General features: G+C 25.8%; 20 protein-coding genes. 18 read left to right on the forward strand and 2 right to left on the reverse strand.

Going from position 1 to position 25,750, the window contains the following annotated elements; genetic code table 4:
* Positions 1 to 34: 34 nt before the first annotated feature.
* Both CXP39_RS01840 and CXP39_RS01845 read left to right on the forward strand, forming a co-directional pair.
* Complete coding sequence (locus CXP39_RS01840; protein ID WP_027048113.1) at positions 35 to 814, forward strand: ABC transporter ATP-binding protein; 780 nt, start codon at positions 35 to 37, stop codon at positions 812 to 814.
* Entirely contained in the window at positions 801 to 2,672 is a 1,872-nt protein-coding gene (locus CXP39_RS01845) for a hypothetical protein (protein WP_027048112.1), read from the forward strand. Before CXP39_RS01840 ends, CXP39_RS01845 begins: the two co-directional genes overlap by 14 nt.
* 136 nt (positions 2,673 to 2,808) lie before the next feature.
* Here the strand turns inward: CXP39_RS01845 and CXP39_RS01850 are convergent, their stop codons facing one another.
* Both CXP39_RS01850 and CXP39_RS01855 read right to left on the reverse strand, forming a co-directional pair.
* The gene (locus tag CXP39_RS01850) at positions 2,809 to 3,471 is read right to left on the reverse strand and encodes a hypothetical protein (protein WP_157055049.1); all 663 of its coding nucleotides are present in this window, start codon (positions 3,469 to 3,471) and stop codon (positions 2,809 to 2,811) included.
* A gap of 199 nt (positions 3,472 to 3,670) precedes the next feature.
* Positions 3,671 to 4,084, reverse strand: coding sequence for a hypothetical protein (locus CXP39_RS01855; RefSeq protein WP_027048110.1), 414 nt, complete (start codon positions 4,082 to 4,084; stop codon positions 3,671 to 3,673).
* A gap of 191 nt (positions 4,085 to 4,275) precedes the next feature.
* Between CXP39_RS01855 and CXP39_RS04080 the strand changes: the two genes are divergently transcribed.
* From CXP39_RS04080 to parC, 16 genes are all read left to right on the forward strand, one after another.
* Positions 4,276 to 4,401, forward strand: a complete 126-nt coding sequence (locus CXP39_RS04080) for a hypothetical protein (RefSeq protein WP_281253170.1) — start codon at positions 4,276 to 4,278, stop codon at positions 4,399 to 4,401.
* A 292-nt stretch (positions 4,402 to 4,693) separates the two neighbouring features.
* On the forward strand, positions 4,694 to 6,091 hold the full coding sequence (locus CXP39_RS01860; RefSeq protein WP_027048109.1) for a DUF2130 domain-containing protein: 1,398 nt from the start codon (positions 4,694 to 4,696) through the stop codon (positions 6,089 to 6,091).
* Positions 6,092 to 6,111: 20 nt separating this feature from the next.
* Positions 6,112 to 8,307, forward strand: coding sequence for an AAA family ATPase (locus CXP39_RS01865; RefSeq protein WP_027048108.1), 2,196 nt, complete (start codon positions 6,112 to 6,114; stop codon positions 8,305 to 8,307).
* An 81-nt stretch (positions 8,308 to 8,388) separates the two neighbouring features.
* Complete coding sequence (locus CXP39_RS01870) at positions 8,389 to 9,045, forward strand: deoxynucleoside kinase (protein WP_027048107.1); 657 nt, start codon at positions 8,389 to 8,391, stop codon at positions 9,043 to 9,045.
* A 68-nt stretch (positions 9,046 to 9,113) separates the two neighbouring features.
* On the forward strand, positions 9,114 to 10,016 hold the full coding sequence (locus tag CXP39_RS01875; RefSeq protein ID WP_027048106.1) for a J domain-containing protein: 903 nt from the start codon (positions 9,114 to 9,116) through the stop codon (positions 10,014 to 10,016).
* A 772-nt stretch (positions 10,017 to 10,788) separates the two neighbouring features.
* Complete coding sequence (locus tag CXP39_RS01880) at positions 10,789 to 11,124, forward strand: hypothetical protein (RefSeq protein ID WP_027048105.1); 336 nt, start codon at positions 10,789 to 10,791, stop codon at positions 11,122 to 11,124.
* 188 nt (positions 11,125 to 11,312) lie between these two features.
* Complete coding sequence (locus CXP39_RS01885) at positions 11,313 to 12,176, forward strand: thymidylate synthase (RefSeq protein WP_027048104.1); 864 nt, start codon at positions 11,313 to 11,315, stop codon at positions 12,174 to 12,176.
* Positions 12,177 to 12,239: 63 nt separating this feature from the next.
* The gene (locus CXP39_RS01890) at positions 12,240 to 12,497 is read left to right on the forward strand and encodes a hypothetical protein (RefSeq protein WP_027048103.1); all 258 of its coding nucleotides are present in this window, start codon (positions 12,240 to 12,242) and stop codon (positions 12,495 to 12,497) included.
* 171 nt (positions 12,498 to 12,668) lie between these two features.
* Complete coding sequence (locus CXP39_RS01895) at positions 12,669 to 13,874, forward strand: HNH endonuclease signature motif containing protein (protein ID WP_157823747.1); 1,206 nt, start codon at positions 12,669 to 12,671, stop codon at positions 13,872 to 13,874.
* 50 nt (positions 13,875 to 13,924) lie between these two features.
* Entirely contained in the window at positions 13,925 to 15,232 is a 1,308-nt protein-coding gene (locus tag CXP39_RS01900; RefSeq protein WP_051591856.1) for a DNA cytosine methyltransferase, read from the forward strand.
* 34 nt (positions 15,233 to 15,266) lie between these two features.
* Positions 15,267 to 15,887 (forward strand): uridine kinase, encoded by a 621-nt coding sequence (gene udk / locus CXP39_RS01905; protein ID WP_036256247.1) that lies wholly within the window; start codon positions 15,267 to 15,269, stop codon positions 15,885 to 15,887.
* Between the two features lie 66 nt (positions 15,888 to 15,953).
* On the forward strand, positions 15,954 to 17,111 hold the full coding sequence (locus tag CXP39_RS01910; protein ID WP_027048101.1) for an HNH endonuclease signature motif containing protein: 1,158 nt from the start codon (positions 15,954 to 15,956) through the stop codon (positions 17,109 to 17,111).
* A gap of 32 nt (positions 17,112 to 17,143) precedes the next feature.
* Positions 17,144 to 18,766 (forward strand): ATP-binding protein, encoded by a 1,623-nt coding sequence (locus CXP39_RS01915; RefSeq protein ID WP_027048100.1) that lies wholly within the window; start codon positions 17,144 to 17,146, stop codon positions 18,764 to 18,766.
* 1 nt (position 18,767) lies between these two features.
* On the forward strand, positions 18,768 to 20,924 hold the full coding sequence (locus tag CXP39_RS01920) for a Z1 domain-containing protein (protein ID WP_027048099.1): 2,157 nt from the start codon (positions 18,768 to 18,770) through the stop codon (positions 20,922 to 20,924).
* A 108-nt stretch (positions 20,925 to 21,032) separates the two neighbouring features.
* Positions 21,033 to 22,988, forward strand: a complete 1,956-nt coding sequence (parE, locus tag CXP39_RS01925) for a DNA topoisomerase IV subunit B (RefSeq protein ID WP_027048098.1) — start codon at positions 21,033 to 21,035, stop codon at positions 22,986 to 22,988.
* Between the two features lie 11 nt (positions 22,989 to 22,999).
* Positions 23,000 to 25,744: a DNA topoisomerase IV subunit A gene (gene parC, locus CXP39_RS01930; protein ID WP_051591855.1), complete on the forward strand. Its 2,745-nt coding sequence runs from the start codon at positions 23,000 to 23,002 to the stop codon at positions 25,742 to 25,744.
* Positions 25,745 to 25,750: the final 6 nt, after the last annotated feature.

Below are 25,750 nucleotides of genomic sequence, written 5' to 3' on the forward strand. Positions count from 1 at the left end.
GCTTTTTCAAAAATTTAATAAGGAGAAAAAAGCTATGATAGAACTTAAAGGTGTATCAAAAACATTCAAAACTGGATTTGGAATCAAAGATATTTCTTTTACTATCAAAAAGGGAGAGATTGTCGGTTTTCTTGGTGATAATGGCGCTGGAAAAACAACGATAATAAAATTGATATTTAATGAATACGCAAAAGATTCCGGAGTTGTTTTGATTAATAATAGGCAAAATACTAAAAGAAGATCGCTAAGAAAAATTGCCTTTTTTCCTGATCAAAATAATTTTCCCTTGCATTATAAAATTAAAGATTTTATGATTTATTCAGCCAAATTAAAAAAAATTTCAAAAGAAAACATTAAAAAAAATGGCAAAATCCTTTTTGAAGCTTTGAATCTTGTTGAATATGAAAATTCACGGTTTAATGAATTATCAGCGGGATTGCAAAAAAGAGCCTTATTGTTATCAATCTTAATTACTGATCCAGAAATAATTGTCTTAGATGAACCTACAGCAAACTTGGATGTCAAATCCAGAATTGATTTTCTAGATCTTTTGCAAAAACTTGCAAAGTTTTATAATAAAACAATATTTATAACAAGTCATAATATTGATGAGCTTAACTTAATTGTAAATAAAATTATAATAATTGAGCAAGGAAAAATTATATACGAAAATAAATTTGATTATAAAAAAGAAGATCTACGAAGCGTTTATTCCAAAGTAATTGGTAAGAAAATAAGTACAATTGATTATTGCAAAATGAACAATATCTTTAAGAATAATAAAGATAAGGAGGAACTATATGAAAAAGATTAGCTTTAACAAGCAAACTTATAAAGAATTTTTTGAGTTTTCCATTTCTACCAGAATTGCTTTTGATATTTTAAAATCAAAAGTCTGAATAGCAACTACAACGTTTTTCATTTTGCTGTTTGCAGGCGTAAATGTATGCTTTAGTTTTATTTTAAATACCCCAAGTCTAAATAGAACAATCATTCAATTTGTACCAATAATCATTATGATGATTTATATCAGCTATTTTAATATTTATTCGATGGCCAAATATTTCTCTAAAGAAATTAAAAATGGAATAGTTAATCTTGAAATAAGAAGTGGGACAAGTAAATCAAGGCTATTTTGGGAGCGTGTTCTAGTTAATAAAATATTTTCAGTAATACTAATACTAATTTATGTAATAATCTTTTTTTTGATTTACATTAGTTCAAAAAAAGAATTCAATAAAGTAGTTGCTTTAAATTACACGGCAGGACTCTTTTTTACCATTATTTTTGATCTAATAATTTTTTCAATTCTTTTAATTTTCATAACTGTTCAATCTGGAGCTTTAATGGGTGCTTTAGGAACATTTATATTAATTTTCTTTGCCTCAATTCCATTAATCGCATTATTTGTTCAAAAACAAGAGATTATTTCAGACTTTGGAGTTAGAAATTACAAATTGGCTGTTGCTAATGAAACAAATAAGCTTAGCCAAAAATTTGGCAAAAATTCAATTATTGAGCAATCAATAGCTGATATGAGAATTTTAAGAAATAATAAATTTCAGTATTTTGATGAATTTGGGAATAAATTTGAATTTGAGGATGCACCAGAAACATTGCCAATTTATGGATTTAATTTAAATAAATATAATGCTAAATTCCCAACTTATGAAAACTTTTACAGATTCGAAGAGAGCTATTTGTATGATTTGATGTATTCAGGATTGGGTTCTGAAGTTGAAAATTTACCATTATTTGCTTATTTGCAAAAAGACAATAACTTTGTTGGCAAAAAATTTTATGTAAAAGTATCAGAAGAAACTAAGCAGACAAGTATTTTTAAACTTTTCAAAAAAATGACAAATAAAATTGTTTACACTGATGAAGAACTTTTTAATATGTACTCTGAAAAAGCCATTTCAAACTCAATATTTTATCAGCATTCTAACTATTTAAAGCAGGAAGCAAGCCTCGCCAACAAACTTCAAGGAGAGTTTGAATATAAAAAAGTTTTAAAGAAAATTTATAAATCTGCAAATCATCAAGAGAAGGAAATATTAAAATTAATTGACAGTGTTGTTAAAACTTGCTACTTAATTTATAACCCAGAACTTTTGACAAATAATGGCAGAAATAATGACGTTTTTTCTTTCAGAGAATATCCAAACGGAATTAAAGATTGAACTTGATCCAAATATTTAAAAATTACTCCAGGACAAAGAACAATCCAAAAAGTATTTTTTCAAATTTTAGAAATAACAACATATGTTTCAGGACAAAATATAAATGAAACTGAAAAACCAATCACAGCTACTGAAGCTATGAAGCAAGTTCGCAAACAGAACTCAAACCCTTATAATTTTTTTATCAAGCAAGTTAATTATATTAATAATCCTATATACAATCTAGCATTTGACCATGAAGTTTTTTCAAGTAGCACTTCAAGACTTCCAATGCAAATTTATGATGTCAAAGGTTTAAAAACCGTTAATGAAGAAAAGACTACATTCGCAAAATTTGATGGAGCATGAGCTAATGGTAGAAACTATGAAGAAATTATTAGTTTAGGGTTTAGTTTAAATATTAACTTAATAGTTTTTTTAGAGATTCTTGGATCAGCTTCTGTGTTATTACTAGGATTTGGAATTTTTTATAAAAAAATTGTAAAATAACTTTTATATTTCTAAAAGTATTAATAACGAAATCAAAAATGTAACTAAAAATACCTTATATTTTTTTTACTATAAACATTAATAAAATATAAAAAACAACCGATGAAGGATCATTGGTTGTTTTAACATAAACTTATTATTGACAAATTTTTTCAAATGCAAAGTTTAGTATATATTGATAGTAATTTGGAACGAGATTGTTGTATTGTAAATAGCATTGACACGATAAGTAACTTTCAGAAATATCTTGATGATGGATATTAAGTATCTTGGGAATTTTTTCAATTTTTAAATTTACACTAGCATCAATATAAAACAACATTGAAAAAAATGAAACTATTCTTAAGTCTTTGTTATTAATTCTTCAGCGTGATTCTTTTAAATATCTTTTGTAGCCTTTTAGAACTTTAATCCTTATATCTTCGTCAATTTTAAAATCTTTTTTACTATAAAGATTTCATTCGCTTACTAGGGTATTAAATTCTTTTTCCAATAGTAGTTTTTGTTTTTTAAAAATTAATCCATTAAATTCTCATAATATTAATATAGTATTGATAACAAAGCATATGCAAGAAAAACTTAAACTAAAAATATATTCAATTTGATGTTCTTGATTAAGTATTGTTAAAGAAAGCCAAATTGTTCCTCCAAAAATGCTTAAAGCAATTATTATTGAAATATAAAAATTAAGGGAGTCAATTTTTTTTGAAAAAATAAACATTTTCTTATCTACAAAACTGATATATGAGAAACCTTTTGAATAGCGACACTTGATATTTTTTCTTAAGACATTTTCCATTTTATTTGAAAAAAGTCAAATTAAAAAGTATAAAGAATTTAGTATTATTAAAATCAAAAAGTAAATTAACATTTTATAAAACCTAAAATCTATTTTATTTTCTTTAAAAATTTAACAAGATAAATAAAAATGCCAAAATTTATTAGATCAAATGCAATCAAAATTCATATAATCTTTTAAAATAAATTACCGATATTTTTTAGATTCCAGATTTATTTTTTTCAACTTTTAGTCCTATATAAAATATTACAAAAAATGTGATAAAAGGTAATGTGCTTAAACTAGTCAACAACAATATTGTTTTAAAAGTTAGTAATTTTTTTGCCTGCTTAACTATTAATAAAGTATTACTAATAAAAAGTAGTCAAGAACTAATTAAAAAAATAGTTACAGTTATTTTGCTATTTGAATCTGCTTTAAAACTAATAATAGTAAATAATAAAAATAATATAAAACCTATAGATAAAAGTAATGAAGCTATTGCTGAATAAGCAAACTTTTTTTCATTTACATCACTTTTGTATAAAACAAATTCTTTATATTCAATTTGCGTCATTAATAAAAATGGCACTCCCAAAAATATAACTAATGTGATAATTTCGAAAATTTGCATTGAATACCTACTTACCTACTTTTTACTATATAAATATAATAACTTCTATTTATTAAAATTATAATGAATACAAAACTTATATATGTTTATAAAAATTAAAAGGTTTATAAGATTATATAAGTGTAATACGGTTACAAAAAAACGTCGTTTAAACTTAAAATTAAGAATTGACGAAATTAGCATGAGGAATAATGATAATCATTTTATCAATAAGCAAACCAGTTTTAACAAGTGCAATTGCTAGTGTTGCAGTATTGAGAGCTGTATGAATATCAAAGGCGCAATTTGTATATGATCAAAACAAATTTAAAATATAGATGATACTGTAGTTGTAGATTTTTTTGTTTATTAACTCCAATCTTAAATTGTTATCTAGAATAGAAAGACAATAATAACTATGTAAAGCTTTATATTTTATTTAATAGATCTTTAAAAAACTATAAATTTTGTATTTTTTGAATAGAACTTGATAAAATATATAGGTGATATTAATCACACTTAGAGAGATCTAAAAGTTGGATATAATGCATTGTCGTTTTAAAAAGTTAAGACGCAATAATCTTCATAACAACTTTAAAATCAATTAACTAAAGAAACGGAGATATTACTATGAGTGATATAATTTTAATTTGTCCACATTGTCAAAAAAACATAACAAAAATGGATTTAGAAAACAGTGAACATAGTTGAGCTAATGTTGAAAAATTTTTAGATCAAGAAAAAGCTTTGATGTTTAAAAAAATTGAAAGTCAAGTTAAAGAAGCATTAACTCTTGAATTTGAAAAAGCAAAACAATTAGAAGTTTTGCAAACACGAAAAGAGTTAGAACAAGAAATTGCTATTTATAAAAATGCGATTGAAAAAAATCGTGCTGATTTTAATAATACTGTTAGTAGTGCTAAACAAGAATATGATTTGAAACTAGCAAATTTATTAAATCAGAAGCAAAGTGAAATTAATGATTATAAATCAAGACTAATGCAACTTGAAGAACAACAAGAATTATTAATTAAAAATGAAATAGCCCAAAATGATAAAAAATATAATGACACTATTAATACGTTAAAAGTTAAAATTTTAGAAATGGAAAAATCACAGGAAAACTTGATCTTAAAAAAACGTTCTGAATTTCAAGAAGAAATTAAACCAACAATTGAGGCTTTAAAAGAGCAGTTAATGAGAAAAGAAATTTCTTTAGCAAATACTCAAGCTGAATTTCAATTAAAATTAGCCAATTTTGAAAATGAAACTCAAAAAAAATATCAACAACAAATTGAAGAGTTAAAAATTGCTAATGCTCAAAATAAGATTTTACAATCAAAACGTAAAGGTGAGAACTTTGAACATGAAGTTGAAGGAGAATTACGTAAGGCGTTTGGAATGTTTGATTCAATAACTAAAATCAATAATGTTACAGCTGATAAAAAAGCAGATTATTTACAAGTTATTAAAAATAGTCAAGGTATTGAAATAGGTAAAATAGTTTATGAAGTAAAAAATGCGGAATGAAAAAATTCTTGAGAAGGAAAATTAGCAACTGATGTTGCTAATAATAAAACTAAATATGGTATTTTAGTAGCTACTAGTTTTAATGAAGAATATAATGGTATTCCATTTATAAGAAGCGAGAAATTCCCAAATATTTGAATAACTGATAGTGAAAGTTTTATTTTTGTCGGTCAAATCGTTCGTAAACTAATTGAAGTCGAAAATGATTATTTGTCAAAAACTCAATTATTAACTCAAGATACTAATAATGAACTTGTTAAAGAATACGAAACTAAGAAAGCTAAATTAGAAGAATACTGAACAGTTGAATTTCCTAAAACTTATAAAATTATTGAAACAGAATTGAAAGCGATCGATTCTGTTAAAAATTCTTTAGAAAACAATTCAGCTAAATTAGCAAAAGCTTCAACAAGATTAAGTATTCAATTTAAAGACAAAATTATTAAAGGATTATCAAAAATTTTGGGGACATTAGTGGTTGAAGAAAATAATTTTTAAAAAAGATATAAAGGAGTAAAATGATAAAACAAATCGAGATTAATGATATAGCTTCATACAAAGAATTAGCATTTTTAGAATGTAAAAAAATTAATTTTATATATGGCGGAAATGGTACAGGAAAAAGCACAATATCAAATTTACTGAATGAATACCCAAATTCAACTTTTAATTTTAAAATTAATTGCGATAAAAAAGTGAATGAAAAAATACTAGTTTTTGATAAAAATTTTGTCAAAAGTAATTTTTTGAAATCAAATGAAATAAAAGGTATTTTTACATTGGGGGAAGCGAATGTCGAAATTCAAAAAAGGATAGAAGAACTTTCTAAAGAAAAAGAATTTCATAATTCTAAAATGGAATCTTTTTTATTCTCTGAAGCAGAAATTGAAAATAATATGGAAAAAGAGGAACAAAAGATTATTAAAATAGCATGAGAATATTATAAAAAGTGATCATCAAATTTTCAAATTTTTTTTAAGGGAGCAAGAAAATCTAAAAGTGATTATTTTTTTAATTTTTTTAATTCAAACTATGTAAAATATAAAGATATGAATTCAAAAATAAGTGATTTTTTGTTATTAAAAAAAGAATATCAGAAGTTTTATATTGATAATTTTATAGTAGAGAAAATTTCAAAAATTCAATTAATTAAAAAAATTGATCTTAGCGAATCAGAAAGTGCTGTACTATTTGAAAAAGTTGAGGGAAACAAAAATTGCAAAATTTCAAGAACAATAGATAATTTAAATAATAGTGAGTGAGTAAAAGAGGGAATAACTTTTTTAGAAAAAACAAAGGAATGTTGTCCTTTTTGTCAACAAAATATCAATAGCGATTTATTAAAAGAAATTGCTAATTATTTTGATGAAAAATATGACAATAAAATTATTTTTATAAATAATTTATTTAAAAAATATAACGATGATTCTATTAATATATTGAAAGAATTTGAAATTGCCATCAAGCTGGAAAAGGAATTTTTTGGAACAACTGAAGTTTTAGCACTAGAAAGTAAAATTAGAAATGGCTTTTTTAATAATTTAAATAAATTTGAAAAAAAACTTCGATTTCCATCTAATTCTATAATTTTAACAAATCTTAATAATTTTATTGAAGAATATAATAATAAGATAGTAAGCATAAATGAAAAAATAGAAGAAAATAATGCAAAAATTGAAAACCTGGAAGAATATATGGAAGATATAAAAAGTAGTTTTTTTATATTGTTTTTTAAAGAGCAAGATTCTTTTATTAAAGAATGAGAACAACAAAAAATAAGAGATGAAAAAGGCAAAAAAAATTTGATTGAAAAGAAAGAAAAATTAAATTCTAAAATTAAAGAAATTGAAGAAGAGATTAAAAGTTTGGAAAATAAAATAACAAGTATTGTACCAGTCATTGAAAAAATAAATAGCAATCTTGATACATTTAATTTTAAAAATTTTTTTATAAAAGAAAACAGTGAAAAAAGAGGTACTCTAAAAATTGTAAGAATGGATGGAACGGATGTCAATGATACACTAAGCGAAGGTGAATTTAATTTTATTGCATTTTTGTACTATTATTTTTTAGTTTATGGTAGTCAAGAAAAAAGAGGAATAAATGTACCTAAAATAATTGTAATTGATGATCCAATATCAAGTTTAGATAATAATATTTTGTTCGTTGTTAGCATTTTGGTAAACGATATATTGCAAAATTGTATTAAAAATAAAAAAGAAATTAAACAAGTATTTATTTTTACACATAATCTTTATTTTTACAAAGAAGTTATTTCAATTGTGAATATTTTAAAATATAAAGATGTTAGCTATTCAGTAATTAAAAAACAATCTGGCATTAGCAAAATTTATACAACAGAAAATAATTCTATATTTAGTTCTTATGAAATGTTATGAAATGAACTAAGACAAGAAAATATTTCTTCAATGACTGCAATGAATATTATGAGAAGAATAATTGAACACTACTTTAAAATCATAGGCAATTATAATATACGAAATGAGATTATAGATAAGTTTGAAGGAGAAGAAAAGCTGGCACTTAATTCTTTTTTTAAGTTCATGAATGATGGTTCTCATTCTATCACAGATGATTTTGAATGAGTGTCAGATGATTTGACACTTGAAAATAGTTTAAAGTTATTTGAAAAAGTTTTTGAATTAACAAAACAAAAGTCACACTACGATATGATGACTCGAAATTGAAAATAGATTTTATAATAATCATAATTTTATTATTGAATGTTTTACATAAAAAAGATACTATTTTATTAAAAATAAGACGGAGAATAAATGAGAGTAGCAATTTTTGGAACAACTGGAGCTGGAAAAACAACACTAATTACAAAATTACAGCAGAAATTGCCCCAAGATTACAAAATCTTTTGAGAGACATCTTTAGAATGTCCATATTTTAAAGAAGCTTATGATGAAGAAAATATTGATCAACAAGCAATGAATTATAAGTTAGATTTGTGAATGTTAACAGATCGTATGAAATCATTTGCAAAAAATAAAAATGAAAAGAATGTTATTTATGATCGAAGTGTGTTAGATTCAATGATTTTCGCTGATGCTGATCATAAATTTCAACGCATTAATGATACTGATTACAAAGTTTTTAAAGACTATTTTCAATCATGTATTTTACCAGACCTTTTTAGAGATGATAATAAGAATTCAGGATTTGATTTGGTAGTGTATTTAAAAGTTGATGCAGAAGTAGCTATTCAAAGAATTCTTGGAAGAGGACGTGAATCAGAAGTCGATACTGAATATGATTTTTGAAGAACTTTGACTGAAATTTATGATAAATGATTTCATAAATATAAAATGATGGCACCATTTATGGTAATTGATGGTAATTCAACTGATCCAGATTCATATGCTGAAGAAGTCATTATTCAAATAAAAAATATTGAAAAACTAAAGTGCAAAGAAAAACAATAAAAATAAAGAAATGAGTTCTTAACTCATTTTTTCATTTTAAAAAGTAAAATAATATCAAAGGAGTGTTTATGGAAAAAAGTTTATCAAATGATTTAGTAACTGAAATTATGATTTTTAACAAACCACTCTACGAAAAAAAATGAGTTGAATATCAAAACAAACTTAGAAACGATAAGGTTTTACAACAAATTGCTAATAATGTGGTTTTAGATCAACCTTGTATAAAAATCGAGAATTATATGTATACAGAGTATTTGACAACATATACTGGAAGCTCGTTTTATAATACACTGAGCTATATTAAGACTATTTGCAGTATTCAAGTCTTTGATAACGCTAAAATTGAGCTTGTAGGGATTAATTCTCGTTTACAGACAATCATTAATAATGGTTTTGCTATTTTGGAAGATTCTAAATCTAATTTAGAAGTTGATAGTTCATTTGAAGATTTTTTAAACGATATTCAAGTTGAACTTTATCAAGAATTTTTAGTTAGTTTAAAAAATCAATTGGGTAACAAAATCATTCCAAGTATTTTAAAAACGTATTTAAATTCATTTGTATTAGAAGACGAATTAATTTTAAAAAAACATCAACTAGTAGTTGAGAAAGCTTTTAAAATTATTAGTTCTAAAACAGAAATTAAAACTCAAGAACTGTTAAAAAGAATTTATGGAAAATATTCATTAAAAAATTATTTTAACCAGGAGACTAACTTTAATAAGAAAAAACGTTTTGATGACTTTCTAAATGACAATGTTCTTTTTAATTTTAATTTTGAGGATCAAGAAATTGCTTTAAAAACTTTGGGATTGTCTATTCATGCAACTAAAAGTGATATTAAAAAAGCTTATCGAGAATTGGCAATTAAATATCATCCAGATAATAATCATTCTGATCAAGCTGAAATTGAAATGAAACGAATTAATATTGCTTATAATTTGCTTAAACAAAATATAAACGAAAAATAGATAATATTAATGCGAAGAATAGAAGAATGTAAATTTATATTTGTAGTTTTTGGAATATCTTTTTACTTGCAAAGTAGTATTTTTTAAAGATCTTTAGTGTTAAGTCAACAACCGTTTCTATGTCTAATATTTTATCTTGCAAATGGAGACAAAACTTGTTAGTTTTGTCTCCATTTTTTTTTTTTTTTTGATTAGGCTCCTAAGATTTTCATTAATGAGAATATATTTTGTTTTTGAATAGGTTTTCTATTCAAAAACAAAATTAGTATTTAATTAATTCTAACCTACTAATAAATATAATTAGTATGCATTGAAAGAAAAAATGGGTACTAAAATGGATATCATAATTTGATTTTTCACTGGCATATGAGTAATTTGACCAATATCACTTTTATATGGTATTGAACACAAAAAAATCAATAATTTAGAAATTAAAGTTCGTAGAAAAGTATTTTGACATATCATATTTGTCAATGTTTTTTCTTGAATTTCAATGATAAGCTTTACACTCTTATTTTTATTAATTTTTAAAGCAAAAAAAATTGATACTATTCTAACCGTTTCTTTTTATATTTTTTTAGTCGTGCTTAATTTAACAATCTTGATGAGTAACACAATTTTATGTTATAAACAGACTTCTTTTTCTATAAAAAAGCGTATAACTTTTATAATTATCAGTATTATCCCTATTGTTGGAATAATACCGATCTTTTGGTTATATAAAAATAAATGTGAGTAAAAATATTTCTATTAAAGCTAATTGGAGGTTCAGATGCTAATATTACAATCTATATTAGGAATTATTTTTGTTATGGGTCCGTTATATTTAATATTTGAAATTGATTACTCAGCTGCAAGCGATAAGGAATCTTCTAATTATAAAGAAACTTATGTTTGATTTGTTACTGTTAATTTAATTCTCTTATTGGGAATAACATTTTATTTAATTATTTATATTGTTTTTCTAGGCATAAAAACTGAAGATCACTTACTAAACACAATAATTTTTTCTACAATGATGATTGTTTTGTGAAGTATTTATCTTGCCAATAACTTAAAAATTTACAAAGTAACTAAAAATTTAGTGAATTTTAAAAAAATTTTATAGTAATAATTTTATTACCAGTCTTAAATATAATAGCAATTATATGTTTATTTTTTGTTTGCTTAAAGAGCTAAAATTTAGTAAACTTAATCACTTGTTTTTAAACTTATTTTGAGACTATATAGTTTACAATAAATTTATAATATTAAATTTAAATGACTAACTATAATAATAGTCAAGAAAAGGAATCTATGAAACAATATTTAAATTTACTTCAGGATGTTTTAGAACATGGTGAAGTTCGTCAAGATCGAACTGGAACTGGAACACTATCAAAATTTGGAATGCAAGCTCGTTATGATCTACGTCAGGGCTTTCCAGTAGTAACTACTAAAAAAGTATTTTTTAAAGCGATTGTTCATGAAATTTTGTGATTTATATCAGGAGATACTAACATTAAATATCTTGTTGATAATGGTGTTAATATTTGAAATGAGTGACCGTATGCAAACTATCAAAAATCTGATTCATTTAAAGGAGAAACATTAGAAGAATTTATTGAAAAAATCAAAAGTGATGCTACTTTTGCCCTTCGTTATGGAGATCTTGGACCTGTTTATGGAAAACAATGACGAAACTTTAATGGAATTGATCAATTTAACAAATTACTTTCACAATTAAAAAATAATCCCAATTCACGTCGCCATATAGTTTCTGCTTGAAATCCAGTTGAAGTCGAAGATATGTTATTGCCACCATGTCATTCATTATTTCAATTATATGTCAGCGAAGAAGGTTTTTTAGATCTACAACTTTATCAACGCAGTGGTGATTTATTTTTAGGAATTCCTTTTAATATTGCTAGTTATGCGTTATTACTAGAATTAATTGCTAAAGAATGTGATTTAAAGCCTCGATATTTTATTCATACAATTGGAGATGCTCATATTTATTTAAATCACGTTGAGCAAGTCAAACTACAACTTTCTCGTGAACCAAAACCTTTGAGTAAAATAAATATTAAAAATAAATCTATTTATGAAATTAAATTTGAAGATATTGTATTAGAAAACTATCAATCATGACCGGGAATAAAAGGAAAAGTCGCTGTTTAGAAAGCCTAAATAAGTAGTTTTGATATGTTAGAATAAAGATATCAAGATTAAGGCGGTAACTTTATGGCTAAAGATATTAACAATACAGTAGATTTTTTAGATTTAAGAAACTTGGATGGTAAAAAAGTTGATAGACTTTTAAGCGAGGGCAAAACATTAGTATTTGCATACAGAAAAGGCTGAATGGTTAAGGGTTGAATTAAAAAAAGTTACAACCGTTGAATTAAAGCAAATATCGAAGTTAAACAAGAGTTAGATAATTGTGGAATTTGTTACTGCAAGAAACCTGCAAATGTTTTGGTTTATGTTTGAAGGGAATAAAAAGGTGGTTACAAATATGTATACAAGCTGCAGTTATGTTTCTGTCTTAAATTTTTAAGAACAAACAAGCATGAATATTATTTATTAATATAAATGAAACGTAAAGCAAGAGTAAAGGAAAAAATGAAATACTGATTTGAAAAAAATTTAATTATAAATGGAAAAATGACTATGAATATTATAAATTTTTATTTTGTTGATGCTGCTTTAGTTAAATATGAAATCTATTTTTATGATAAAAAAAATAAAAATATTAGTAAAGATGATATTTTTTTCTCTATAGATGAAACAATTTTAAATTTAAGTCTTTTTTTAAGTTTTTTTTATATACCTCATAATAATTTTTGTTTTTCTGAATATTATGATTTAAGTAGTGAAGATTCTTTTTTGCTAAGTTTAAAAAATTATAAAAAAGACTTATTAATTATTAATAAACAGCAAAAAAAAGCGGGAAATTTTTCCGAATTAGAAATGGCTTTTCTTTGTGCGTTATATATTGAAAATGAAAGAACTCAAAATTTTCCTAATAAGGAATTATTAATAGATTTTTTATGTAAAATAGCAAAATATGTAGGAACAAAACGAAAACTTAGATCTTATATAAATAAACTTTCTAATATTTTGGCATATGATATTTTAAGAAAGAATATTGTTAGTTCTGGAATGAAATCGGATAAAAAAGTGCAGATAACAAAAAAACAGTATTTAGAATTTCTAAATAAATATAATATAAATGATTTAACAAATAAACCTGTTTGAGTTGAAAAAGATATTTATTATTCGCGAGAAGGAATTTATTATTTATATATACTTTTTGATAATGATTTAAATAAAATCACAAATTATATAAATAATGAATTAATGTATAAAGAAGAGTATAATAATGATTTAACGAAGCAAGCGGGAAATGAGTTATATTTTTCAGAAAAAATAAGTTGTCATTCTGCTCTTTCAAAACCTGAAATTTTTAATTTTGACAAAATGGTTTTTTCACGTGTTTTTTTTACAAGAATAAGGAATAAAACAATTGTTAATGAATATTTGAAAAACAATAAAATATGTGAGTTTTGTTTAAAAACTGAAACTTTTATTAAAGAAAAAGATCAAATGTATTTTGAGGTTCATCATTTTATACCTTGTAATATAAAGATTCAAAATCAATATAAGAATAATTTAGATAACTTTGCTAATTTGCTTTCCTTATGTCCAGAATGTCACCGAAAGATTCATTTTTCTATTAAAGAAGTTAGAGAAGAAATGATTAAAAAACTTTATTATGAAAAGTTTAATAAAAATCAAACTTTTAAAAAATATTTTTTTGAAGAAAATATAGAAAAGATTATTAGAAATTATTCTGAAACTTTTAATTTAGAATAATATGTTAAAAAATAAAAATTTGATAAAATAATAAAATGAAAGAGAAAAACATGGATAAAATAATTAAAAAGAAATTAAAGTTTATTGATTTATTTTCGGGAATTGGTGGTTTTCACTTAGCAGCTGAAAATTTTTCATTTAATTCGAATGAAATAGAATTAAAATGTATTTTAGCATCCGAAATTGATCCTTTTGCTAAAATAGTTTATTCTAAAAATTATAATTGAGATATTGCTGAAATTAAAAATATTAGGGAAATAAATGAAAATGACATCGAAAATTTTAATATCCTTTTTGGTGGTTTTCCATGCCAAGCATTTTCAAATGCTGGTAAAAAACAAGGATTTAAAGATCAAGTTAAGGGAACTCTTTTTTTTGATATTGTGAGAATAATCGATGCAAAAAAACCTGATTTTTTTTTATTAGAAAATGTGAAACATTTAGTTAAACATGATTTTGGAAAAACTTTTGAAACTATAAATAAGACCATAAATGAAATGGGATATTTAACTACTTCTAGACCTTTAATATTGAACTCAGTAAATTTTGGTTCATTACAAAAAAGAGAACGTGTTTATATTGTAGGTGTTAAAAAAGGTAATAATGCGCAAGAAAAAATTGATCAAATTGCAAATGATTTAAAAAATATAAATTTAAAGAGGGATTCAATTGAAGACTTTTTTCTAAAATCTGGAAAGCCAAATGAAAATTTATATCTGGATAATAAAAGAGACATAAAAATTTTAGTTGCGCTAAAAGCTTGAGAAGAATTTATACAAAACGTTAAGTTTCCTGCTAATAAAACTTTGCCTGTTATTTGATTAGATTCCTTTAATGTTTCTATTAAAGACAGAGTAAACTATACTAAAAATTTTTCGGAATGAAGAAGAAAATATTACACTGATATGTGAGATATATATGATAATAATAAAACTTTTATTGATATTTGAATGAGAAAACACAAAACTAAAAATTGAGCAAAACGAGAAAGAAAGTTTGAGTGACAAGCTGGTAAAGATGCTCCAAGAACGTTAACAGAGACTTTTATACAACTTAGACAATCAGGAATAAGATGTAGAAAAAAAGAATATTTTCCAACCCTCGTAGCAATGGTGCAAATGCCTTTATTTTTTGATAAAAATATTGACAAGTGAAGATATCTTTCATCAAAAGAAGCAGCGTTACTTCAGGATTTTAATTTTTCTAATCCCAATAAAAAATTTTTAAAATTTGATGATATTATAAATAATGAAAATAAAAATGTTGAGCATATATCAAACAAGCAATTTGGAAATGCGGTCAATGTGAAAGTAATTGAAAAAATAATTGAAAGAATATTAGAAGATTTTAAACTATAGTAAATTATGAATATAGAAAAGGCGAATTATATCAATGAAACCTGTACAAATTATACTAATTGCTGGAGGTTCTGCTTCAGGAAAAACAACTGTTGCAAAAAGAATTGCGAATGTAATATTGAAAGACAAATCTGTGACTTATTTATCAATGGATAATTATTATAAAAATTTTCCAGAAATGACTTTGCAAGAAAGAAAAAAAATGAATTTTGATCATCCAAATATTATGGATATAGACCTAATGGTGAAGCAACTAGTCGAACTTAAAAAACGTCAGGCAATAGAAGTTCCAAAGTACGATTTCACTACATCTTTGAGAATGAAAGAGACATTTCGTGTAGAACCAGCAGATGTTATTATTATTGATGGAATATTCACTTTACATATTGATAAAATTAGAAAATTTGGAGATATTAAATTATTTATAAAAACTCCGGATGATGTTCGATTTATTAGAAGATTAACAAGAGATATAGAAGAGCGTGGCTTTACAACAGACCAAGTTATTAATCAGTATCTTGAAACGGTTAAACCAATGCATGATTTTTTTGTGGGACCAAGTATTGATTTCGCTGACGTTATTATTCCTTATCAGGAGGGAAACGAAGTTGCAATTGATTTAGTAGCTACAAAAGTTGCAAGTTGAGTTGATTAAAAAAGGTTAGTTTTTAAAACAGACCTTTTTTTTGTTGTAAAATATTTATATATAAAGGAACCTATTATGATAAAAGAAAAAGTCTACAAAGTTATTTGAAATAATGAAGAAATTGAAGTAAATAATGCAAAATTTAAAATAATGCAACTAGTGTCTGATAATTTTGTTGCATCTATTAAAACAAATATAAAAGAAAAAATTGATGAAGATTTTGTTGTGACTGACAATTACAATAATCTATTAGGATTTAATAAGTATAAAAATAATTCCTTACTTTTTATTTTTCTTCCCTTAAAAAATAGCGGAACAAAAGAAAATACGAAAAAGCGATTTCAAATTTCCATCAAAAATAAGGAAATATCACAAGATTATTCAAAAATATTTATTATTGGGTATTTAAAAATTTGTGATAAAGAAGAAAAGTTTAAATATTTATTCTTTATTAGTGAAGATATAAAAAATTTTTATACTAGTTATATTAATAAAAAAACATTCAAAGAAACATTGCAACAAAGTTACAGTTCTTACTGAATTAATGACTGAGAAAAAATAAAGGAAGTTGCGTTTAGTAAAGAAAAGTTACTAATAAGTTACGGACTTAACATATCAAATAGAAAAAATAAAAATGCAAATTTTTTTGTAAGAAAATATTTTATATCTAAGGATTTTGATATTTTATTTGAAACTTTTTTTGAAAAAGAATTTAGAAATGCAACTGAGACAGCACTTGTTAATTTGATAGATGACGATGATTTTTTAAATGAATTAAAAAGTAATAAAGATGATTTTAATTATGAATTTGAACAACCGGTTAAGTTTAATTTTAATGATGCACAGAATTTTGTTACAATATGTAAATTAAAAAGAAATAAGAGTTTAGCAAACTTTTATTTGATAAAAAATCAAAAATGTGAGCTGTGCAATATTAAAAAGACTTTTAAAAAAGATAATACGCTTATTGAATATTTTGAAGTTCATCATTTTATTCCCTATAATAAGAAGGTTCAAAAGTATTATGAAAATACTCTTGATCATTATTACAATTTGGTTTCTTTGTGTCCTAAATGTCACAGAGAAATTCATATGTCAAATGAGGAAAATAGAAAAAAACTTATTAGTAGAATTTATAGGGTAAAAGTAAATAGTACATTTCAAAAATATTATCCTGAAACAAACTTGGATATGATTTTGAAAAATTATAAAGAGACTTTAAAAGATAATTAAACTAACTAAGAAATAATAGAAATGGAATTACAATGGAAAAAAAAGAAATAGATATAAGTCCTAAAACTTCGATTTATAAAGCATTTAAAAGAATGTCTTATCAACTTGAGACCGCTATTGCCGAATTTATAGATAACTCTACCAGTTCTTATTTTGATCATAAAGATGAGTTAGAAAATATTTATAAACTTAAAAATCAAACATACAAACTTAAAATATATGTTCTTTATGGTAATATGGGAAAACCTGAAGATTCTTTTTTACAAATAAAAGACAATGCATATGGAATGAATTTTGATGATTTTCAAAGAGCAATAAGATTAAATGATATTCCAAAAGATAGAAGCGGAAGAAATGAATTTGGAATGGGTTTAAAAACGGCAGGAGTTTGATTTGCTAATGAACTAAGAATAACGTCTTCTTCTTTAACAAGCAATGAGCAATATAAAATAGTTTTGAATGTTGATGATTTAGAACGAGAAGAAGCTAATACTTTAAGGGTTGAAACAAAAGAGGTTTCTGAATTAAATCATGGAACAACTATTTTCCTTAAAAATATGTCAAACGTTCCCAAAAGCAAAATTCAAAAACAAAATCTGATTGATTTGTTATCAAGCATATATAGAAACGATTTGGAGACCGGCAGTATTGAAATAATTCTTGCGGAGTATAAAAAAAGCGATGGATGCTGATACGATTTTAATGGAAACAAATACGGGAAAACTTCAGATGCGTATATAAACATTCCTTCTATTCAATGGGAAAATAAAAAAATATACGTTATCAAGGAGGGAGAGAAAAATAACCCGCAAAATGCTGATTATGAAGTAAAGACTACGTTTGATGATTATATAGATTTTGAAGGAACAAAATATAAAGTTTTTGGATGAATTGGAGCATTGGAAATATCATCAAGAAAATGAAACGGTTTTGCCCTTTTGCGTAGAGGCAGAGTAATAACTGGTGGAAAACCTTATAGTGGATATAAAGTTAAGGAAATTAGTGGGCAGTCGGGTTCTTTTGAGGATATTAGAATTATAGGGGAAATTAATATGGATAATTTTCCGGTAAACCAAGCTAAAGACGGTTTTTCATGAAATAATGGTCTTGAGGATGCTTTTATAGATTTTTTGATTAACAAAACGGATGCCAGAAAAATTAAAAAAATAGCTCATGAAATAAGAAAAAAAGAACCAGTGAATATTGAAATTTTTAAAGATAAAAAATATAAAAAGGACGTAAACAAAGAAATCAAAGAAAGTTTCAAAAATTCAATAAATACAGAAACAGAAATAACTATTAATGACATTGAACTAGATTCTTATCAAAAAAGTAATGATATTTTAGAGCACATTGAAATTGTTTTTGAAGATTATTTAACTGGAGAAGTGACAAATATTAATTATTTAATATCAAATAAAAAAGAACCCACAAATTGAATTGATATTTTGATAAATAATGATGATAAGTATTCTTTTATTTTGTATATAGATCATGAATTTATTAAACCATTTTCTTCTGATCAACATTTTTTAAAATTTATTAAGCAGTTTGTGTCTGCATATGCTACATCTATGATTTTTGCAATAAAAAATGATTTAGGAATAGAATCAATTAATTTGCAAATGAATAAGTTTTTGAAGGGATATAAATAGTATGAGCAACAATAATATATTTGAAACTAATTTTATAAATGTTTACAGTAAAGAACCGTTTTTATCTAAAAGTAAAGCTGAAATGATGATAAAAAATAGTAAAGATACTTTAAAAGAAATGATGGGAGAAGATCAAAAACCAAATAATAAAACGGGACTTTTAGTTGGAAAAGTTCAATCTGGTAAAACTGCAAATTTTTTAGCTTTAATATCAACCTCATTTGATAATGGTTATGACATTGCACTTGTTTTTGCTGGAAAAGAAAATAAATTGTATAATCAAAATTGTGATCGAATTTCTGAATTATTTAGCAAGCAAGATATTCTAAAAAGAGATCTGAAACCACTTGTAAAAGTTATTAAAAATGATAAAGAAAATGATGACGTTCTTAAATGAATAAATAATGGAACTAAAATTGTTATTATCGCTATGAAAGAAAATGTTAGTTTCGATCGAATACAAACATTATTGAAAAAGAACGAAAATTTGGTAAATAAAAAGTTTTTAATAATTGATGATGAAGGAGACCAAGGAACTTTAAATGCCAATGCTTTTTATGAAAATAAAAATGCAACTAAATGAAATAGTGAAATAAGTCATATAAGAGAATTAATTAGAAATTATTCTTTTATAACTGTGACAGCGACTCCTTATGCAAATCTTTTTATTGATGAAAAAGATATATTTTTACCTAAGTTTATTAAAAGAATAATACCAGATGAAAATTACACTGGATTAGATGCTTTTCACAGTGAAGAAAGTAATAATATTATAATTATTCCTGAGAAAGATATGATTTTGGGAAAAGAACATGATGTAAGGTTTAATCAAAATCTATCTATAAGAAAAGCAGTTTCAACATTTCTAATTTCTGCAGCTCTTAAGTGTATTGATTTAAAAATAAATGCATCAGAAATGTTGATTCATAATTCAGAAAAAAAAATAGTTCACGAAAATATTAAATCTAACATTCAAAATATTATTCAATTGCAAATGGATTATTCTAAAAAAAGATCTGACTCAATTGAATTTAAAAAAGGATATATGAACTTTATAAATTTGGGTTTTGAAAAAGTACTAAATAGAAAAGCAAATATTAGCAATAAACTAGATAAAGAACTTATTAAACTTGTTACAGAATCTTTACCAGGGATAGAAATATCAATTATTAATCAAAACTATAAAAAAAATTCTCAAATACATGATGACCCTTTGACCATATATATAGGTGCTGCAATGATAGAAAGAGGAGTGACATTTAAAAATTTGACAACTGTTTACATGTCTAGGGAAGCCAAACAGGCAAATGTTGATACGCTGCTTCAAAGAGGAAGATGATTTGGTTATAGAAGACAAACAATTGAATATATTAAAATATTCTTATCAGACAAGTTAAAAAGTCGTTTTGAAATTTTGAGGCAACTGGAAGAAGAAATGTGAGATGAACTCGGAAGACTTGAAAATGGTGAATATGGTTCAATTGAAGAATGAATTAAAAATATACATTTCAGATTAGGCGATAGAAAACTGCAAATGAATTTAACAAGAAAAGGAGTTTCTCCAAAAATGTCTAAAGGATACTTGAAATCATGATTTTCACAAACTAAGGTTAAATTAAGGAGCAACGAGTTCGAAAAAAATATGCTTCAAAAACTAAAAAAAGAAGCCATACCGTTAAAGTTTGGAAATATTAAGCATGGTTTGAAGGAGTTTAATAATATAAGCGAATTTGAGTTATATATGGGAGAAAGCTTTGAATCTTTTTTAGACAAAGTTAATATAGATAAAAGTCTATGAAATGCTTATGCCAAAAATGCAATTAATACAAATGTAAATTTAATACTGATGCGTCCAGATTTGGATGAAAAAGCGTACAGAACAGTGTTTGAAGAAAACCAAGAAATAAATTTATTTGCTGCTGGAAGTGCGGAATATAGTTTCTCGACTATGGATATTGAAAGCAAAAATTTTTATTTTGGTGATAGAAAGATAGATCTTTATCAAATAAATGCAAATAAAATAACTATACTAGTATATTCATTAGAAATTAAATTTGTTAATAAAAACTCTAATTTAATTGCCTCTTGAAAAAACGAAGTTTGTTACGCAGTTCACTTTCCAAAAACAAATCATATATATGCTTATAAAAAAACATAATAATGTGGAAAAGTGGAAAACTTTTTCACATTTTATTTATTTACATTTATAATTTATAAATAGACAAAGTTTAAGACTTTGATATTTTGTTATGAAAAGGAGACTAATATGGCAAATACTAAAAATAGCTATGATGAAAGTGCCATTCAGGTTCTTGAAGGTTTAGAAGCAGTTCGAAAACGTCCAGGAATGTACATTGGTTCAACAGATGGACGTGGTTTACATCACTTGGTTTGAGAAATTGTTGATAACTCAATTGATGAGGCATTAGCTGGATATGCTACAGAAATTAATGTTGTACTTGAAAAGAACGGATCAGTAACTGTTTCAGATAATGGCCGTGGAGTTCCAATTGGAATGCATGCGACTGGTAAACCTACTCCTGAGGTGATTTTTTCTGTGCTTCATGCTGGAGGAAAATTTGGTGGAAGTGGATATAAAACATCTGGAGGACTTCACGGAGTTGGGTCCTCAGTTGTTAATGCTTTATCTAAAAAATTCAAAGTTACTATCCATCGTGATAAACAAATAAATGAAATTGAATTTAAAGATGGAGGAAAGTTAGCAAAACCACTTGTGCAAACTGGAAATACTTATAAAACTGGAACAACAGTTAATTTTTTACCCGATGATTCAATTTTTACTACAACTAAATTTAGTTTTACAACAATTGCTGAACGTTTGAAAGAATCAGCTCTTTTAAATTCTGGATTGCAAATTACTTTAAAAGATGAAACAACTGATAAGCACGTTGAATATAACTATGAAAATGGTTTGCAAGAGTTTGTTCGTGAATTAGGAGAAGACTTTAAAAAAATTACTGATCCTGTGACTGTTAAAGGAGATGTTCGTCGTATTGAAGCTGAAATTTGTTTACAGTATACTGAAGATTACAATGAAACCGTTTTAGGATTCGCAAATAATGTTAAAACAAGTGATGGTGGAACTCACATTACTGGATTTAAAGCAGGTTTGGCACGAGCAATTAACGATTATGCTAAAAATACTAAAATTTTAAAAGAAAAAGAAGCTCGTTTAGATTCAAATGATCTTCGTGAAGGATTAATTGCTATTGTAACTGTTAAAATTCCTGAAGACTTAATTGAATATGAAGGTCAAACTAAAGGAAAATTAGGAACTCCCGATGCTAAAGCAGCAGTTGAGCAAATTACTTACAACTTTTTTAACTTTTGATTAACTGAAAATAAAGTTCCTGCAACTAAAATTGTAGAAAAAGCACTGTTAGCTCGTCGTGCTCGTGAAGAAGCTCGAAAAGCTCGTCAAGCAATTCGTGATACTAAAGGAAAAAAACAAGGGCGTTCAATGCTTGGTAAATTAACTCCTGCTCAAGGCCGTAAAAAGGCTATTAACGAGTTATATCTTGTCGAAGGAGATTCAGCTGGGGGAAGCGCTAAATCTGGAAGAGATCGTACCTTTCAAGCGATTCTACCATTACGTGGAAAAGTTATTAACTCTGAGAAAGCCAAAATTGCTGATCTAATGAAAAATGAAGAAATTAATACGATCATTACAGCTATTGGAGCTGGTATTGGATCTGATTTTGAAATTGCTGATATTAACTACGGAAAAGTTATCATCATGACGGATGCTGATACTGATGGAGCTCATATTCAAACATTATTATTAACATTCTTCTTTAGATATATGAAAGATTTAATTGTTAATAAACATATTTTTATTGCGTTACCACCATTATATAAATTAACTTTTTCAGATCATTCATTTATATACTTATGAGACGAAGACGAATTAGCAGAATATTCACGAAATTCAAAAAAGAAATTTGAAATTCAACGTTATAAAGGATTAGGAGAAATGAATGCTGACCAATTGTGAGAAACAACAATGGATCCTGACAAACGAAAATTAATTTTAGTAACAATTGATGATGCGTTAGCAGCTGAAAAAGCTTTTAGAACTTTAATGGGTGATGATGCTGAAAAACGTAAAGAGTGAATTCAAGATAACGTTAAGTTTACTTTAGAAGATAAAGCAGCGGATATTATCATTGAAGCTGAACCAACTGTGAAAATAGAAGAATAGGAGAGTACCAAATGGCTAAAAAAACAATTGACAACAGTAATGTTGAAAATGAAAAAGGAATAGTCGTTTACCCATTAGAAGATCTAATGGGTGATCGTTTTGGACGTTATGCCAAATATATTATTCAAGAACGTGCTCTTCCTGATGTTCGTGATGGTTTAAAACCTGTTCAACGTCGAATCTTATACGCAATGGGAGATTTAAACTTAACCTCTGATAAAGCATATAAAAAATCTGCTCGTATTGTTGGAGAAGTTATTGGTAAGTATCACCCTCATGGTGATACTTCAATTTATGATGCAATGGTAAGAATGAGTCAAACTTGAAAATTGGGAATGCCTTTAATTGATATGCAAGGAAACAATGGATCAATTGATGGAGATAGCGCTGCTGCGATGCGTTATACTGAAACTCGTTTGGCAAAAATTTCAAATTTAATGTTAGAAGATTTGGAAAAGAATACCGTAATGTTTGCTCCAAACTTTGATGATTCAGAAAAAGAACCAACAGTTCTGCCAAGTTACTTTCCAAATATCTTAACAAATGGAGCTACTGGAATTGCTGCAGGATATGCTACAAATATGCCTCCCCATAACTTAGGAGAAATAATTGATGCAACAATTCGTTTAATTAAAACTCCTAACACTCGTCTTGATTCAATTTTAGAAATTGTTAAAGGACCTGATTTTCCAACTGGAGGAGTTGTTCAAGGTCGTGAAGGAGTTCGCGATGCTTTTGCAACTGGTAAAGGAAAAGTAATTATTAATTCAAAATGACACGAAGAAAATGGAAATATCATTATTGATGAAATTCCCTATGAAGTTGTCAAACAAGATCTTGTTCGTAAAATCGGAGAAGTAATTGATAATAATCCTGGTTTAGGAATTCAAGAGATTCGTGATGAAACTGATAGAACTGGATTACGAATTGCTATTGACTTAAGCGATAAAGCAAACGTTGAAACTGTTCGTAAGTTTTTATTTAAAAATACTCCATTATCAATTTCATTTAATTACAACAATGTTGTAATTGTTGACAAACAACCTCAACAATTAGGAATTATTGAAATTATCAAAGCATATATTGTTCACTATAAAGAAGTGTTTACTCGTCGTACTCAATTTGATGTTAATAAAGCTAAAACTCGTTTAGAATTGGTTTTAGGATTAATTAAAGCAATGTCAATTTTAGATCAAATTATTGTTGCTATTAGAGCTTCAACTAACCGTAGTGATGCGATTAGTAATTTAGTTGATCAATTTGATTTTTCTCAACCTCAAGCAACTGCGATTGTTGATATGCGTTTACACCGTTTAACTTCAACAGATATTGTTAAACTTCATGAAGAAAAAGCTTCACTAGAAACTTTAATTAAACATTTAGATGAAATTTTAAATAGCGAAGAAGTTCTAGATACTGAAATTATTTCGCGTTTAAAAGAAGTTAAGAAAAACTTTGCCATTCCTCGTCGTAGTGAAATGACTGATATTGTAGAAAGCCTTGAAGTTGAATTTAAAGATACTTTAGTTGAAAAAGAATTTACTTTATGAGTTTCTAAAGATGGATATTTGAAAGCTGTTGATAATGCGATTGTTGCTAAAAATGATTTAGCAACTTTTGGTCGTAAGCCAAATGACTTATGAATAACATCAACAAAAGTATCTAACTTAGAACATTTATTATTAATTTCTAATGTTGGAACATACTATTCAATTCCGTTATATAAATTACCAATGAGTAAATGAAAAGATATGGGTGTGCATATTAATACTGTTGCTACAATGGATGGAAATGAAGAAATTGTTTCTGCGTTTGTTATTAAAAACTTTGAACAAGCAACCCAACAAATTTTATTGACAACAAAATTGGGAATGATCAAAAGAACTCCAATTGTTGATTTGGAAACAAAAATCTTTACTAGAGCATTTAAATGTATGAAATTAAGTGATAATGATCAAATTGTTTCAGCTTCACTTGTAACATCAAAAACTCGTACATGTGCAATTATAACTCGTAATGGATTTGGGGTTCGTTATCACATTGAAGATATCCCAGTTCAAGGAACTAACTCCAAAGGGGTTAAAGCATCAAATCTTAAAGATGATGTGATTGTTTCAGGAAAACCTTTAGAAAATGATGATGCAATTATGTTTATTACTGATAAAGATAGTATGAAAAAAGTTGCTCAAGCTGAAGTTCCAATTTATATTCGTCCAAAACGTGGAGCAAGATTATTCCCTGAACGTAAACGTGGCGTTGAGTATATTTCATATGGATTTAGTGTGAATGCAACTGATACAATCAAAATTCTTGATCAAAATGATGAGTACAACCAAATTAGTGTGGCAAAAGCAAAATTCTTGGATTTAGCTTCAACAACAGCTGATACTGGAATTGATCAAATCGTTGCTGCCAATTTAGAAAAAGCCTATCAAGTTACAAATGGTGATCTACCACCTGAATCTACAAATAATTCAAATGAAGGTGAAGAATATGTTTCTAAAGCTGAAATTAGAGCTAAACATGATGCAAATAAAGGTAAAGTAACTGATAAGGTAGTTGTAACTAAAACTATTAAAGAACAAGGCAAAGAAAAAGCTGCTGAAATTAAAGGAACTGATTTATCAGATTTGTTGGGTGATATTTCATCAATTTTAGGAAATGTAACAACTCCGAAAACAACTAAAACTAAAAAACCAAAAACGGAAGACATAGATAAAATACAGTTAAATTTTGATGATTTATTTGATGAATAAAAATAA

Source organism: Mesoplasma syrphidae (assembly GCF_002843565.1).
GTDB lineage: Bacteria > Bacillota_I > Bacilli_A > Mycoplasmatales > Mycoplasmataceae > Tullyiplasma > Tullyiplasma syrphidae.